The sequence below is a fragment of the Microbispora catharanthi genome, from assembly GCF_006334915.2.
Classification (GTDB): domain Bacteria; phylum Actinomycetota; class Actinomycetes; order Streptosporangiales; family Streptosporangiaceae; genus Microbispora; species Microbispora catharanthi.
Genome location: NZ_VDMA02000004.1, coordinates 296,215 through 310,606, shown reverse-complemented (window position 1 = coordinate 310,606; position 14,392 = coordinate 296,215). Strand labels below are relative to the sequence as shown.

At 66.9% G+C, this 14,392-nt stretch carries 13 protein-coding genes and 1 pseudogene; 7 read left to right on the top strand and 7 right to left on the bottom strand.

What is annotated here, in order from left to right; all coding sequences use genetic code 11:
* Positions 1–184: 184 nt before the first annotated feature.
* The 4 genes and pseudogenes from FH610_RS09680 to FH610_RS45845 form a co-directional block, all read right to left on the bottom strand.
* Positions 185–565 (bottom strand): hypothetical protein, encoded by a 381-nt coding sequence (locus tag FH610_RS09680; RefSeq protein WP_139573960.1) that lies wholly within the window; start codon positions 563–565, stop codon positions 185–187.
* 434 nt (positions 566–999) lie between these two features.
* Positions 1,000–1,149, bottom strand: a pseudogene (locus tag FH610_RS09670) (IS5/IS1182 family transposase); the annotation flags it as partial.
* A 78-nt stretch (positions 1,150–1,227) separates the two neighbouring features.
* Entirely contained in the window at positions 1,228–1,563 is a 336-nt protein-coding gene (locus FH610_RS09665; protein ID WP_139573958.1) for a hypothetical protein, read from the bottom strand.
* Between the two features lie 805 nt (positions 1,564–2,368).
* Entirely contained in the window at positions 2,369–2,530 is a 162-nt protein-coding gene (locus FH610_RS45845) for a hypothetical protein (RefSeq protein WP_240808860.1), read from the bottom strand.
* 873 nt (positions 2,531–3,403) lie between these two features.
* Between FH610_RS45845 and FH610_RS44330 the strand changes: the two genes are divergently transcribed.
* The gene (locus FH610_RS44330; protein ID WP_240808859.1) at positions 3,404–3,703 is read left to right on the top strand and encodes a hypothetical protein; all 300 of its coding nucleotides are present in this window, start codon (positions 3,404–3,406) and stop codon (positions 3,701–3,703) included.
* Between the two features lie 479 nt (positions 3,704–4,182).
* On the opposite strand, the gene FH610_RS09650 is transcribed toward FH610_RS44330, so the two are convergent.
* The 3 genes from FH610_RS09650 to FH610_RS45135 form a co-directional block, all read right to left on the bottom strand.
* Positions 4,183–4,947, bottom strand: coding sequence for a hypothetical protein (locus FH610_RS09650; RefSeq protein WP_139573955.1), 765 nt, complete (start codon positions 4,945–4,947; stop codon positions 4,183–4,185).
* 483 nt (positions 4,948–5,430) lie between these two features.
* Positions 5,431–5,991 carry a GNAT family N-acetyltransferase gene (locus tag FH610_RS09645; RefSeq protein WP_139573954.1) on the bottom strand — a complete coding sequence of 187 codons (561 nt, stop codon included), beginning with the start codon at positions 5,989–5,991 and terminating at the stop codon, positions 5,431–5,433.
* A gap of 21 nt (positions 5,992–6,012) precedes the next feature.
* Positions 6,013–7,443 carry a helix-turn-helix domain-containing protein gene (locus FH610_RS45135; RefSeq protein ID WP_139573952.1) on the bottom strand — a complete coding sequence of 477 codons (1,431 nt, stop codon included), beginning with the start codon at positions 7,441–7,443 and terminating at the stop codon, positions 6,013–6,015.
* Positions 7,444–7,708: 265 nt separating this feature from the next.
* Here FH610_RS45135 and FH610_RS09635 point away from each other — a divergent pair, with 265 nt between their 5' ends.
* From FH610_RS09635 to fxlM, 6 genes are all read left to right on the top strand, one after another.
* Complete coding sequence (locus tag FH610_RS09635) at positions 7,709–8,263, top strand: ATP-binding protein (protein WP_139573951.1); 555 nt, start codon at positions 7,709–7,711, stop codon at positions 8,261–8,263.
* 218 nt (positions 8,264–8,481) lie between these two features.
* On the top strand, positions 8,482–8,736 hold the full coding sequence (locus tag FH610_RS09630) for a DUF397 domain-containing protein (protein ID WP_139573950.1): 255 nt from the start codon (positions 8,482–8,484) through the stop codon (positions 8,734–8,736).
* A 181-nt stretch (positions 8,737–8,917) separates the two neighbouring features.
* Positions 8,918–9,100, top strand: coding sequence for an FxLD family lanthipeptide (locus FH610_RS09625; RefSeq protein WP_036325216.1), 183 nt, complete (start codon positions 8,918–8,920; stop codon positions 9,098–9,100).
* A gap of 434 nt (positions 9,101–9,534) precedes the next feature.
* Positions 9,535–11,217, top strand: coding sequence for a lantibiotic dehydratase family protein (locus FH610_RS09620; protein ID WP_205825653.1), 1,683 nt, complete (start codon positions 9,535–9,537; stop codon positions 11,215–11,217).
* Positions 11,214–12,287: a lanthionine synthetase C family protein gene (locus FH610_RS09615; RefSeq protein ID WP_139573948.1), complete on the top strand. Its 1,074-nt coding sequence runs from the start codon at positions 11,214–11,216 to the stop codon at positions 12,285–12,287. The genes FH610_RS09620 and FH610_RS09615 overlap by 4 nt, the downstream gene beginning before the upstream one ends.
* 51 nt (positions 12,288–12,338) lie before the next feature.
* On the top strand, positions 12,339–14,390 hold the full coding sequence (gene fxlM, locus FH610_RS09610) for a methyltransferase, FxLD system (protein ID WP_139573947.1): 2,052 nt from the start codon (positions 12,339–12,341) through the stop codon (positions 14,388–14,390).
* Positions 14,391–14,392 lie beyond the last annotated feature (2 nt).

Here is a 14,392-nt window from a genome sequence, read left to right as displayed (position 1 = left end):
TCATCTGAACGGTCATCGCCTCTGGAAACGGCGCGGAGCGCTGCCGGTTCAGAACGGCAAGCACCTCGCGGCAGCATCCGCCCTGGCTTACGCAAGAGACGGGACCTGCTGCAATAGGCAGCTCCTCATCCCTGGCGTCTCGGCACTGACGTACAACCCCTGCTGATAGTGCAGGCTGCAGGGGTCAGGCCCAGGCCATGACCAGTTGTGTGTGCCGTTTGCGGAAGATCCGGCCGACAGTTGGATTCGGCACTGTGGCGTCGGCGGGGTAGAGGCTGAAGGCCGGCTCGGGATGGTGGCGCCAGGCGTGATCCCAGACCTTGATCTGGTCATGGAGCCGGCGAGCGAGCTCGGCGCCGTGGTGGCCGTGTCCGTATACCCCGAGCTCGTAGTGCACCGCCGCGGTCGCACGTGGCTGGGCGTCGCGAAGGGTGAGGTAGGTGAAACTGTCACGGGTGATGAGGGCCGGGCAGTACCAGCGCAGAGCGGTCTGGACGAGATCGCGGTCACGATCGGGGTCCTGCCAGATCATGCCGAACCTGTCCTCGACCGTGCCCAGCCACAAGTTGAGCGTGTCGAACGGCTCCCCAGAGACACGATGACCAGCCTCAGGACCACCGTCGACGTCGTGGTCCTCACTATGAACGATCGGCCCGATGCGTTCCGGGAGGCAACGCGTCCCTCCTCGCTCAGCAGGGCGTCGGCCTCCGCGTAGTCACCCTGGGCAACGGAGTGGAACCCAACCGTCTGAGAGAGATCCACATCGATGATCAGATCATCCCGGCCGTCCCTGTTGAGGTCGTCGGCACGCCGCTCGCCCTTGGCCAGGCGGGCTTGCCTGCTGGCAGCGCGCCGGTCTCAGTACAGTGTCGGGGGTGTCGGGTGAGCAGGTGAGTGCGCGGGTGGACATCTGGATCTGGTCAGTACGGCTGACCAGGACTCGTTCGATCGCGTCCGACGCCTGCACGGAAGCTCCTGGCGATAAACACTCTTGGTCGACGTGGCGATCGCGGGTTCTACCAGGGCTCGGATCTCGCCCTGCGAGCGGTTCACGGCCTGCTGCCCCTCGGACAGGTTGTCCCACCGACCTCGGTACGGCACACGGACAGCCGGTCCGGCCTCCTGGTAGCCCTTGTCCGTCCAGCAGTCGGCGATTTTGAAGCAGCCGTGTCATTCCCGACTCCGTCACTGCCAGAAATCAACCGGTGGGTTCGGGCTCATTCACAGCTACTTCCCTCCATTGGAATCGCTTTCATCTTCGCCGTTCTCCAGATTGGCGCCATCCGATTTCATAGATTCCTCAACTTTAGTCTTCAGCTGTTCTTTTGCCTCGTTGACCAGTGCTTCGCGAGCCTTTTTATCGCCGAGGTAGCGTTTCACGGCGACAGCTACAACTCCGCCTGCTACTAGTGTGCCTAGTACCCCTGCTCCGGCGCCTTTCCTAAATATTTTTGGGGATGCAGTCACTACGGCGGCCTCTTCGATAACTTGGATTAATTTGTCGACACCGCCCGCTTGTTTTGCTGCTGTCACGATGTCCTGATACTTGCCTAGGTTCCCCATCTTGTGCCCTCCTCGAATTATTCCTGTTCGCTGCGGCAGCAGCGTGGATCCTCCTGGTCAGCCGATCCCGGGTGCGGAGCACCAATCATGCCCTTTGCCGGTCGGCGGCGAACCGGTAACTGCAACTTCGTCACTGCCGAACGGGAACAACCCAGGTCAGTAGCGATCTCCGTACCTGTGTCCGGGACGGCGATGGTCAGCACGTTCCGGCGCGGGCTCCTGACCAGGGCCTTCCACAGTCTGTTGGCGTCTTCGAAGAACTGCTGCGGGCTCCTCCGAACTACGCGCACCAGGTTGGAGAAGGCTCACTGGAGAAGTACTGACCCAGCTTCGTCACGCGATGTGCATGCGCCGGGAAGGCGCCGGAGGCGTCTGTACGAAGTGCTAGAGCTCGCCTATTCGGGATCGACCGGCCGCGATCACCCGCCTGGTCGGTGCCGTGCTCGCCGAGCAAACCGACGAGTGAATTGAAGCCCCGCCGTTACCTGGGCTTGGACGTCGCCCCTGTTGGGGGACTGTCCAAGATTACGGGACGGACCCGTTTACTGGACAGGCCCGGTGATCAGGCCGGTGGCGCGTAGCAGCTACACCGCTCGGAACGGCGATCCCAACGAGGCCGGGTGCGCGGGAGCGTTCCATCTGGGCTCCCATTGCGATACTTTCAGCGCCAGTGCGAGGTGATGCCCGAGTGCAGGAAGATACGCGAAGAGTCCAGACTGCTGTTCTTGGCGGGCCGGGCTCCTATGAGCCGGTGCTCATGCCCCTCGACCGAGCTGAAGCTCTCCGGTTCCGGGCCCATCATGATCTAGTGGGCGATACGTTCTGGTGTGGAACGCACCTCGGTGGGTGCGGCAAGCAGCTGATGGACCGGATCGGCCAAGTCAAGGTTCCGCATTTCGCGCATCACGCTGACCGAGTCCTCCACGGCTGCCGCCGAGTCAATCTCGGCGTCGACTCTGCTGATCACCTCTATATCCATCAAGAACTGTCGAAGTGGCTCAAGAGCCAGGGTATGAAGCCCGCCGACAATCCCGTCATCGACGATGATTTCGCCTCAGGCGGCGGTTGCACAGCACTGATCGTCGCTCCGCCCCGGCCGCTCCCTCTGCTGGCCGTCCAACTCATAGGTGACGACGCAAGCTGGCGCGACCGGGATAGACAGCTCCGTACTGAAGACCGAGCCGTACAGTGGATCTTTGGTACGAGGTCTCGTGCATCTCATGTCGCGCTCGCCCGAGACGGGTATGCACTGCGTGTTCGCTGCGAAACCCACGGGGGAACTCGAAGGATCTCCGTTGGCGCCCAAATTCCAGGACGGCCAGTCGAGTGGGAGCTCATCTCCGGTTGGCGGCTGACGCAATCAGGAATTTCCACAGGTGACATTGATCACCTCCGCACGTCACGTATAGATACAGTCGGCGCCCGTCAACTTGCGGATAGAGGCGAGCACAAAGTCGTCGGCTTCCCTCTCGACGTGTCTGATCTTTTGATCGCTCCAAAGGAAACAAAGACGCGCCCATGGCTAGGTGATAGCGAGAGGGGCAGTCAGTCGCTCCCGGTCAGGGTACGGACGGGCGCTGGAGCCGTCATCGGTGATGCGCTTGTCGTATTTCCTAGCGCCTACGCCGAATTGGCTATCGGCCAGCAGTATCAGATTTTGGGGCCGGCTTCGGTGCGGGCCCGCGTAGACCCCGAGCAGCTGACCCCTTATTCGATAATTGACTGCAGTGGGTTAGCGCTCCTTCCGGCGATACGAACGCCGCTCCTTGCACCAGAGGTTGACACCCGTCCACGGACGTCCCCCAAGCGACTCACGAACACGAACGATCAGGAAGAGCCCGTGGCGACTGAGGCGAGGGATGCGGTTGTGGGCTCGGACGACCAGCAGACCGCTCACCTTGACCGCCGGAAGGAGATGCGCATCCGTGAGTCCGCTGCGAAAGTGATCCAGCGGCTTGAGCAAGCACGCAGCGTCGGCAACCGGAGCAGAGGACGTGAGCTTCTCGACCGGCTCGGGAACATGCTGAAGTCGTTGCCCTCGGAAAAATTCCGGCACGAACTGCGCCAGTACGCTGAATACAGCGCCTGGCTTTCTCCCCCCATCAAGGACGGCAGGATTCAGATTGGGCGCCGAAGATAATTCCAGTACCCTCTATGCCTCTTTCACTGCCTGGCTACCGGCAGAATTGAGGCGAGGCCAAGGCATCCCTCCACCTTTTCGCACGCCTGACGGCGCCCTCGAACCCCGAATCTGAATTAAATGTCCAGAGCGCCCATAATCTTGTTGTTCGCTTGGAGCGCCTGACTGTCCACGCACTTGGCATAGACACGTTGCAGGACCTTCACGCTGCGCCCGGCCCTCTGCGCGACCTCGGTCTCCGGGATGCCCGCGTTCAACCAGAGCGAGACAGCCGCGTGCCGCATGTCGTACGGCCAGAGGGGACGCCGCTTGTTCCGGCGGGGATGCGATCGCTCTCGCCTCCTTCCCAGATCCGGGAGATACCCGAGGTGTGTAAGGGCGGCCCTTGGCGGTATGCGGAATGGTCGAAGGTGTGCACCCAGCTCGCACACAGCAAAGCAAGAGGGGCCCGGGCAGCCCGGGGCCCTCCTCTTGATGGATCAGGCGCGTGCGAACTGTGCTATCACGTGCGCGCTGCGACGACTGTTGCCCGACGCATAGTTCGAGACGTCAGTTACGGCCACGGTGCCGTCCTTGAGCTCCACCTTGATGCGACCGTCGTCGTAGAGGAACAGGCCAAGCCCGTTGGGCCAGTCGTACTTGTCGTGGTCCCACTGGTCGTTGCGGCTAGCCTGCGGCTGACCGTGACGCAGGTCGACATGCTGTCCGATGGTCTCGCCGCCGCTGTTGAGAGTCCTGTCGAACCAGTCGATGAAGTCGGCGACGGTGCCAATCTGGGCGATCCGCTCGTGGAGCGCCCGCTGATCGTGACCCGGAACGAAGCTGCTGCGCGAGACTTCACCGCACCCGCACTTGCATCTCCCAAGGTCGAACGAGGATTCGAGGTAGACGACCGGGTTGCGAGCGCCCTCTATCGGCTTACCGACGTAAGTGTCGTAAACGGGGTGCCCGGCCTCCAGTATGCGACCTTCGATTGCCTTGCGGCTGGCCTTGCCGGGGACTTGGACCGGAACGATCTTGTCGATGTCGACAGCGAGGACGACGACGCGCTCCCCGTCGACGCCGATGCCCGAGAAGATCGCGTAGCGCTCGCGTTTCTCCGCCTCTGAGCCAATGGCGTAGTAGCCGCGGTTGGCCTCGTAAATTTCTTGCGGTGTCATCTCCGGTGCAAAGCCGTACGTGCTGCGGTTAAGCGGGTCACCGGGGGGACATGGCCTGCAGGCGCCCATGGTGATGTGGATCATCGGATACCTCCATACACGGGGAATCCCTCTTATCGGGGTATTGCAATCATGGCATGTGTCACCGATACTTGCAATATAGGTTTCCCTTGGTATCCAGGTATCCCGGCGACGGGAAGCCCTTCGGCATAGGGTGCTCTGTGCAGTCGAGAGCAAGTTCAACGAGTCGCGGTTGAGCAGGTCGTCGCAAGCACACCAGTTGCTGAGAACAGAGAATGGAGGTTCCCGTAGCAGCGGAAGAGCCGAGGCCCGGCCAGAGTCGCCTTCAATCAGTCGCTCAGCGCGTTTATGATCTTGTTGTGGGCGCGGAAGGTCACCGCGAGGCATGTACATGCGAACGACGGCTCGACCCCAGGCGTCCGGCCCGGCATGGCTGCGCCTGCTTCGAGAGGTGCCTGATCGACTATCAAGAACAGAGCGACTCCCAAGGCAAGCGGGCCGGTCCGGGGAACCCCGTCTCCGGTGACTCTGATAGGCGCGTCGAGGTCACCGTGCCAGGGGCAGCGGAAGGATCAGCACGTCCATCAGGGGTGCATCAGGCCAGCCGGGGCGCAGACGGGCGACAGGCTGCCAACCCCATCGAACATAGGCGGCGTAGGCCGTGGTGTTCTCCGGGCGGACCAGCAGTGTGGCGCGTCGTTCGCCTCGGCCGGTCAGGAGCTCATCGTGCAGGGCGTGCGCGATGCCCTGTCCGGTCCACGCCCGTCGCACCATGATCTCCGAAAGGGCGAAGGTACGGCTGCCATCCTCAACGATGAAGCCCGGCTCTGGTTCGGCCTCCAGCCCGTTCCACCACCGTGTGTCAGGAGGCAGAGGCCAGCCCCAGGCCTGGCCCACCGGCTCGTCGCCGACGTACGCCATGACGAGGTCGAAGCCGTCTCGGCTGGTGTAGGCGTCGAAGCGGGTCATGAAGGCCTGGTCACTGGCGAATGCGTCACCGGTGGCGATCCGCTCGCCGTAGGCGTCGCGGTGGATCAGCGACACGACTTCACGCTGCTCGCGGGCGCCGGCGGCGTCGAACCGTTTGAAGCCCACAGGTTCGGTCATGCTGTTTCTCCATGTTGTAGCTCAGAAGGGGGCCAGCGCACGGGCGGCCTGGTCGAAGCGTTCGCAGAACTCCTCGTCGAAACCCTCCGCCTCGTGCCGGACGGGCCGCAGTTCATTGAGCACCCGGACGGAGGTCAGCCGTTCTCCCAGATCCGGAAGGAGCCGCATGCCCTCCTCGACGGCGGTCCGGTGGTCCCCGGCTGCAGAGGTGGCCGCGGCGAGCCGGGCGCGGTAGTAAGCGCGGTCACGGGGCGAGCGGGCCGGGTCGCCCAGAACCGACCGATACAGGCGGGCGGCGCGCTCGGGGTCGCCCAGGGCGATCCTGCCCATGGCCTCGTAGCCGGTGATCTCGGACTGGGTGACGAAGGTGCTCCAGGGGTGGTCGGTGTCGTGGGTGCCGCGGTCGAGTTCGTTGCGGGCCCGGCAGATCGCGGCACGGAAGGCGACCTCGTCGTCGAGCTGGGCGTGGGCGAGTGCCTGGCGAAGGGCGATCAGCGCGTGCAGGGTGGCGGAACGGGCGTGCCGGGCGGCGTCGGCCGCGCGGTCGGCGAACCGCAGCGCCTCACGTGCAGTGCCCCGGCGGCCGGTGATCCTGGCCAGATGGGTCGCCTGCTGGGCCATGTTCACATACACGTGCACGATCAGCTCGGTGTCCCCAGAGCTGCCAGCCAGCAGCGCGGCCTGACCGTACAAAGCGCGGGCAAGGGGCTGGTTGCCGGAGTCGTAGGCGAGCCAGGCAGTGACGATGCCGAGGTCGGCGGTCGTAACCAGCAACTGCCTGCCGACCTGATCGGTGTAGTCGGACTCGTCCAGCATCGCCCGTGCCCGGGTGAAGGTCTTCATGGCCTGGCGCAGCAGGCCGGCGCCGCCGATGGTGCGGTCCTGGTTGCGCAGCCGCGACAGGACGGCCTGCAGATAGCGGACGTGCGCGCGATCGACCCGCTCGGGAGGGGGCAGCAGCGCGGCCACGACTAATCCCGAGGTCACGGCACCGAACTCCCGGCGGTCGAGGTCCACGTCGACTCCCCAAAAACCGGCCTCATCGTCGCTTTCCAGACTGGCATCCTCCCGCCCCAGGATGAGCGGCAGCAATGCCGTTCGGGGCATCCCGAGTTCGTCGCAGACGCGGAGAATCTCCCGTACGTCATGGAAGGTGTACCGCTGGCGTCGTTCGACTTTGGTCACCATGGATTGGGACCAGCCGAGCAGGTTGCCGAAGTCGAGCTGGCTCAGCCCTGACGCTCCCCGCAGGATCGCCAGCGCGGCCCCCATGTCGAGCCGGGCGAGCGCCTGCCGCAGAGGCAGGGAGTCCCAGACCCAGGTGGGGGTGACGCCGTTCGACTCCCGGGCCGAGGTAAGGCAGGGGCCACAGAGCGGGTCCGGGTTGTACCGGCTGAGCTTGGCGAAGCGGCATGCCGGGCAGACGCGGTCGCCGTTCGCACTCGGGTCCATTGGGGCCCTCCGCCAGCCAGGGTATGCGTCGTCTTAATGGTGTCCGCGTCGCCGTTGGATCGGGCAGAGCGTATCTCCAGCTCACCTTTCTCGTAGGCCAATCTGGCCTAACCCGCGACGGCCTGGCTGGGACACAACGGCGTTGGCTCTCGCAGCGGCAGAGGGCACGCTCGCAGGAGCAATCCCATGAGAGACCCTCTCGTCGCTCACGGTCACCACGACGGGGCGGCGTTCTCCCGGAAGACGCCTGCTCAGGAGACCTTGCATGGATGTGCTCCTTGCCCCGACCCAGACGCCACCACCAACACCCGAACAACCAGTGCAGATCCCCGCTGAGAACTGCCTGATCCGGGTCACTGCCTGGCGGTTGAGTCGCGAAGGCGGCCCACAGCAGGCTCGGCGTCTGCTGCGTTCGCATGTCGCCGAGCACGTGGACGGCCCCGCACTCGATGAGGCGGACGTCGTGGTCAGTGAGCTGGCGACCAACGCGTTCGTGCACACCGACGGGCCGTGCGAGCTGCGACTGGTCCAGTACGCGGGGTTCCCCATCGTCTGTGAGATCGCTGACGTCGGCGTCCAGGAGGACATCGTCGCCAAACGGCTCGCCGAGGCCCTGACGCCCGCGGTCGTGGCCGACGACTCCGATATCGCCCACCTTGACGAAGGCGGTTTCGGCCTGAGCATCGTCGCCGCCCTCGCAAAAGGCCACTGTGGCGTGCGCCCGACCCGGCTGTATCACAGCGGACAGGTGGGCAAGGGTGTCTGGTTCGCCGTTCCGGCGCTCGGACGCCGTTCGTGCGACTCCGCGACACCCGGATGAATCCACCGGCCCTCGGTCACCTCGGGAAAGGGCGCCCTGGGTCGCGATGCCGTTGAACCCGCTCGGCCGTGTAGTTAAGTGCCCCTGTCCGGGCTGGCAGGGCACGCCCCTGTCTCCTGCATCGGCGAGCACTCCGCCCGGCCCGGGCACACCACGGCGCGGAACGCCCGGGCCGAAATCTGTCCCATCCCCACAGACACGAAGATCGGAGACAGTCCATGCCGCAACCCTGCTTCGCGCTGTCCGGCGTTTCCTGGCGGAAGAGCAGCCGGAGCGCCAACAACTGCGCCTGCGTTGAAGTGGCCGTCTCGCCGAGCGGCGAAGTCGGCGTACGCGACAGCAAGAACCAGGACGGCCCCGTCCTGGTGTTCACCCCCGCCGCATGGGACGCATTCATCAACGGGGTGAAGGCCGGTGAATTCGACCCCGAGCAGTTGGCCACGAACGCTCAGGCTCCGTCCCTGCCGCTGTAGCTGCGGCAAGGGGCGGTGGTGGCGGCGTCGTCTTCCAGGACGCCGGCCACGAGCACGACCCCGGACCGGTGTGGTTCGGGGAGTCCACCGGGGAGGACGCGATCGCACGGGGTCCGGCTGCCCAGAGTCGGGCCATCGGGCGGTCACCGAGGGTCCCTCCACCAAGGATCAGGAGCAAAGGATGAGCACGCAGACCATCGCGCGGAGCGCCGAACCGCGCCAGCACGTCGGCGACGACGCCGACGACCCGTTCCAGCTCGACATCACCTTCATCGAGAACACGCCGGCGACCGAGACGGTGCTGTTGTGCAGCACCGGCGACAACTGCGGGAGCTCCTGCCCGAGCGCCTGCACCACCTCGTAGCCCAGGTCCAGCCCCGACGGCGCGGGCCGGACGGATGACTCCTCCGGCCCGCTCCCTTCCTGTCAAGAACGGAGTGTGGGTGATGACGCGCTTACGACACAGCCTGTACCGGGTTGCCGGTGAGGGGATGCTGCGCGCCGCGGTGCACCTCACCGGGCCGGACCTGCCGCCCTGGCCGGGCCCCACGGCGCCCCTCGAGTGCTGGCGTTCGTGGCTAGCTGCAGTGTGGGCCGATGACGCCTTACGGCAGACAGCGTCCTGCGCCAGCCCGGATCTGGACCGCCAGGTCCAGGCGATCCTCGGCGGGCTCTCGGTGAAGGTACGCCGGGCACGCCGGGCCGCACTGGCTACCGCCCGATACGCGATCAGGTACACGCGCCGCTTCGACACCGTTCGGCCTGTTCGCGGGCGTCGCCCTGGTCGAGTTCGGCGACGTGGCCGAGGTCCGTTTCGGGGAGTCGCACCAGGCCGGTGCCCGGCCGGAGCCGGTGGCTCTGGACGCGGCGATCAGCGACTGGGAGGCGGATGGCGATCGGATGGCTGACGTCGACGTGTGCGTCAACAATCTGGCACGTCAGCGGGGCGGGCGCGTCTACGTTCCGTCCGAGGGCGCCTCAGAGTTCTCCCTCGCGCTGACGCCCGCAGTCGAGCTGGTACTGGATGCGGCCCGGGTGCCGATCCGGTACTCGACCCTCACGGACAAGCTCGCCGCCGAGTTCCCGGGTACGGACGAACGTCACCGAACCGGGCTGCTCGCGGAGCTCCTGCGGGTGCGGCTGCTGCGGTCGTCGCTGCGTGCACCCGCCACCGTCGTCGACCCGGCCGATGCCCTGCCGGCCGCCCTGCGGGACTCCCGGAACCGCATGGCGGCGCCGGATCTGCGGCTTGACGCAACGGTGCGGCTGCCGACGACGGTCGTGACAGAGGCGGAGACCGCCGCGACGGTCCTGACCCGGCTCGCCATGTATCCGACGGGGGCTCCGGCATGGCGCCGTTACATCGAGCAGTTCGCCGACCGCTACGGCGAAGGGGTCGAGGTGCCGCTGGAGCTGGTGACGGACCCCGAGAGGGGCTTGGGCTTTCCCGAGGGTTTCGGCCAGGTGTCCGAGCCGCCCCGCCCGATGACCCGCCGGGACCGGCTGCTTCTGGAACTGGCTGGCACCGCGGCCGTCACAGGCAGTCGAGCGGTGGTCCTGTCCGGCGCGGTGATCGAGCGATTGGAGGCCGCCGCGGGCAAGCGTACGGTCACTCCGCCCCATCTCGAACTGTGTGTGCAGGTGCAGGCGGACTCGACACGGGCTCTCAACTCTGGGGACTTCCGTCTTCGCGTGTTCACCGTCTCTCGGGCGGCCGGTTCGATGACGGGGCGGTTCTGGCATCTGTTTCCACAGACCGGCGCAACGTACGCCGGTCTGCCCACGGTCGAGCCTGGCGCTGAGCTGGTCCAGCTGTCCTTCCACGCTGGCCGCGTCCCGGCCGATCTGCTCACCCGTGCCCCGCAGGTGCTGCCCCGGCTGGTCAGTGTCGGGGAGTTTCGGCACCGCGGGAAGGGCGTGCTGTTCCCGTCCGATCTGGCTGTCGGTCTCCGCGACGGCCGCCTCTATCTGGCCGAGGCCGCCACCGAGACGCACGTGGAGGTGCTCGCGCCGACCGCGATCAACTTCCTGTGGAACAACTACACCCCTCCTCTGGCTCGGTTCCTGGCCGAGATCAGCCGGGCCACCACTCCCCAGGTGACGTGGTTCGACTGGGGCGCGGCCTGGACCCTCCCATTCACCCCGGCGTTGCACTACCGGCGTTCGATCTTGGTGCCCGCACGATGGAAGCTGCAGGCTCACGAGTTGCCCGGTCGCACCGCGATGCTGGATGAGTGGGCCGTGCGCTTGCACGAGTGGATGGGCCGGTTCGGCGTGCCGGACCGCGTGCTCCTGGCCGAGGACGACCAGCATCTTCGGCTTGATCTCCGCCAGGACATGCACTTGGACCTGCTGCGCACCCACCTTGCCTCCAGTCCGACCGGTGTCGCGGTCCTGTACGAGGCGCCGCCACCGGATGCCGACGGCTGGATCAGCGGACGGGCCCACAGCCTCGTTGTCCCACTCAGGGCACGCTCATGACCGCGACGGCGACTCTTCCCCGCACGCAGGATTTGTCCGAGGGCGCGCTCGGGGTGGCGCTGCTGCACATCGAGCGCGGTGACCTCGCATCCGCTCGAAAGACCTTGGCGCAGGCGGTTGCGGGCGGTGTCAGTGCCGGAGGCAACGCGTCGTTGTTCCACGGCGCCCTGGCACTGGAGTTCGTGCTCAGCCGTGCCGGGTGCGCCGACCGCGACGTCCGGGACGCCGTCGACCGCGTCGTGGCCGCCCAACTGGCCGCAGCACGGCGGCGGCAGGCCCGCGGGGCGCTGCCGCATCTCGCGGAGTTCGACCTCATCCGGGGCTTGACCGGGCTGGGCGCGCTGCTGCTGACCCGCGACAGCGCCTCGCCACTGCTGGAAGAGGTGCTGGACTACCTGGTTTCACTGTGCCGGCCGGTCCGCATCCAGGGCCGGAAGTTGCCGGGCTGGTGGTCGGATGCCGGGCCCGCCGATGAGGAGATGCCCGGCGGACACGGCAACAACGGTGTCGCACACGGCATCGCCGGCCCCCTGGCGGTGCTGTCCCTCGCCGCCCGGCATGACGTCCAGGTGCCGGGACAGCACGATGCCATCGAGGTGGTCGCGCGCTGGCTGGACAGGTACGGCTGCTGCTACTGGATCACCCGCGACCAGCTGTCCGATCCCGAGCCGCCCACGCTGCAGGTCGCGCGCCCGTCGTGGTGCTACGGAGAACTCGGCATCGCCCGCACCCGGCAGCTGGCTGCCATCGCCCTGAACGACCCGGCCCGCCAGCTCGCGGCAGAGGACACCGTCGTGCGCGTCCTCGCCGACCCGGCCCGCCTTGACCGGGTCACCGATGCTTCGCTGTGCCACGGCTGGGCCGGCCTGCTGACCGTTGCCCGTGTCGTCGCCGACGACAGCCCCGACCCGGACCGGTACACGCCGCTGATCGAGGACCTGACAAATCGCCTGGCCGCTGACCTCGACCGGCTGTCAAGGCCCGGATTCATGGAAGGCCGTGCCGGCGCGCAACTGGCCCTGGACGGCACGAACACCACCGGCTGGGCCAGGGCCCTGCTGATCACCTGACCCCGCCCGTCATTCGACCCCAGCCCCCACTGAGAAGGAGCGCCCACGACCATGGACGTGGACGATGAGGACCTGCCGATCACGCCTGAGCAGGGCTGGTGGCATGCCAGCGTGTCGTTCCCAGGCGGTTCCGTGAGCCTGGAGGCTGCCCAGGCGCTGGCGTCCGCGCTGCACGACCAGCGGTTCCACTTCCTGCGCAAGGACGGAGGGCTGCGGCTGCGCACCCAGCGCCCGGCTGCGGACCTGCTGGACCGGCTCGTCGCCGACCAACTGGCCGGCGGCTGGGTCGGCGGTGTCTACGAGCCGGAGACCGAAGCGTTCGGCGGCCCCGAAGGCATGGATGTCGCCCATGAGGTGTTCTGCGCGGACAGCCGCGCAGCCCTGGCCGAGACGGGCAGTGCGGGTGCCCGGGAACGCTGCGTCCTGCTGATCTCGGCCATGAGCCGGGCGGCCGGCCTGGACCCGTTCGAGATCGGCGACGTCTGGGCGAAGCTCGGCTCTCTACGCTCATCCGTCAGCCCGCCCGCCGGCGCCTCGCATGACCGGGCAGTCGCAGCCATGCGGCGCCTGATGAACGCCGACGCCGCCCGGCGACCGGACGCCGAGCCCGGCTGGGCCGAACGCGTCGCCGCGTTCGAGGAGGCCGGACACCGGCTGAGGCGGCTGGCCGCGGATGGGCGGCTGACGCGGGGTCTGCGCGCGATACTCGCCCATCACGCGATCTTCGCCTTCAACCGCGCCGGAGTGTCCGCCGACGAGCAGGCCGCAACCGCATGGCTGGGGCGACACGTCGCCTTCGCCGACGAGGAGGCAGCTGACGTGTCTTCCCGCACGTCCACCTCACCGGACTCTAACCTCACCCGAATGGAGACCACCGTGACGCCTGTAACCGACCCCGCCGAGCTGCGCGAAGCGCTCGTGACCCGCCTCATCGACAGCGGCCACCTGCGCACTCCTGACGTCATCGCCGCCTTCCGGAACACCGAACGGCACCTGTTCCTCCCTGGCGTCGACCTTCAGGCCGCGTACGTCGACGACGCCGTGCCCATCAAGCACGACGAGACGGGCGAGATGATCTCCTGCATCTCCGCACCCTCGATCGTCGCCACCCAGTTGGAGCAGCTGGGCGCCAAGCCTGGACACAAGATCCTGGAAGCCGGGGCCGCCACCGGCTACAACGCACACCTGCTCGGCCAGCTCGTGGCCCCCGGCGGTCACGTATGGACCGTGGACGTCGACCAGGACCTCGTGGACGGCGCCCAGAAGAACCTCGCGCAGGCCGGGGCCCCGAACGTGGCCGTCGTGCTGGGCGACGGCGCCGCCGGCCTGCCCGAACACGCCCCCTTCGACCGCATCCAGTTCACCGTCGGCGCCGGCGACGTCCCCCTGAGGATCCTCGACCAGCTCGCCCCGGATGGACGCCTGGTCATTCCGATGCGGATTCGCGGCAGCATCTCGCGATCCTTCGCCTTCGAACGCGATGGTCGGACCTGGAAGGCCGTCTCATGCGAGATGGCGACGTTCGTACCCCTGCGCAAAGGCGTCTGCGACGACATCTACACCCTCGTGCATATGGCCGGTGACGGGAACGTACGTCTGGAGACCTTCAGCGAGCAGGACGTGGACCGCGAGGCGATGCGCACCGTCCTGGACCAGCCGCAGGCCAAGGTCTACTCCGGTGTGAAGTTCCGCCAGGGGGACCCCTGGCAGTGGCTGTATCTGTACCTGGCGTGCGTGCTGCCCAACGGCCTGTCGCGCATGCCCGGGTCCCGCCCCGGCTTCACCCCGCACTTCGGCTGGGGCTCCATGGCCGCGCTCGACGGCGGCACCTTGGCCTACCTGACCGTGCGCGAAGGCGAGGACGAGCAGGGCAGGTTCTGGGAGATCGGCGTCATCGGCCACGGCCAGCGCGCCGCTGAGCTCGCCGACCAGGTCGCCACCGAGATCGGCGAATGGGACCGCGGCTGGGGCAACAACGCCCCGGAACCCGGCTTCCGCATGGCCGTAGGTGAAGCCCGCGACCAGCTGACGACCGCCGAAGGGCGCTTCGTCATCGACAAGACCTACAGCCGTCTCGTCGTCAACTGGCCGCGCAGGAGCTGAGC

Excerpts from the sequence above, each read along its gene's own strand:
- FH610_RS09665 (WP_139573958.1), bottom strand. The coding sequence starts at position 1,563 with ATGGGGAACCTAGGCAAGTATCAGGACATCGTGACAGCAGCAAAACAA.
- FH610_RS09650 (WP_139573955.1), bottom strand. The coding sequence starts at position 4,947 with ATGATCCACATCACCATGGGCGCCTGCAGGCCATGTCCCCCCGGTGAC.
- FH610_RS09645 (WP_139573954.1), bottom strand. The coding sequence starts at position 5,991 with ATGACCGAACCTGTGGGCTTCAAACGGTTCGACGCCGCCGGCGCCCGC.
- FH610_RS45135 (WP_139573952.1), bottom strand. The coding sequence starts at position 7,443 with ATGGACCCGAGTGCGAACGGCGACCGCGTCTGCCCGGCATGCCGCTTC.
- FH610_RS09635 (WP_139573951.1), top strand. The coding sequence starts at position 7,709 with ATGGATGTGCTCCTTGCCCCGACCCAGACGCCACCACCAACACCCGAA.
- FH610_RS09630 (WP_139573950.1), top strand. The coding sequence starts at position 8,482 with ATGCCGCAACCCTGCTTCGCGCTGTCCGGCGTTTCCTGGCGGAAGAGC.
- FH610_RS09625 (WP_036325216.1), top strand. The coding sequence starts at position 8,918 with ATGAGCACGCAGACCATCGCGCGGAGCGCCGAACCGCGCCAGCACGTC.
- FH610_RS09615 (WP_139573948.1), top strand. The coding sequence starts at position 11,214 with ATGACCGCGACGGCGACTCTTCCCCGCACGCAGGATTTGTCCGAGGGC.
- fxlM (WP_139573947.1), top strand. The coding sequence starts at position 12,339 with ATGGACGTGGACGATGAGGACCTGCCGATCACGCCTGAGCAGGGCTGG.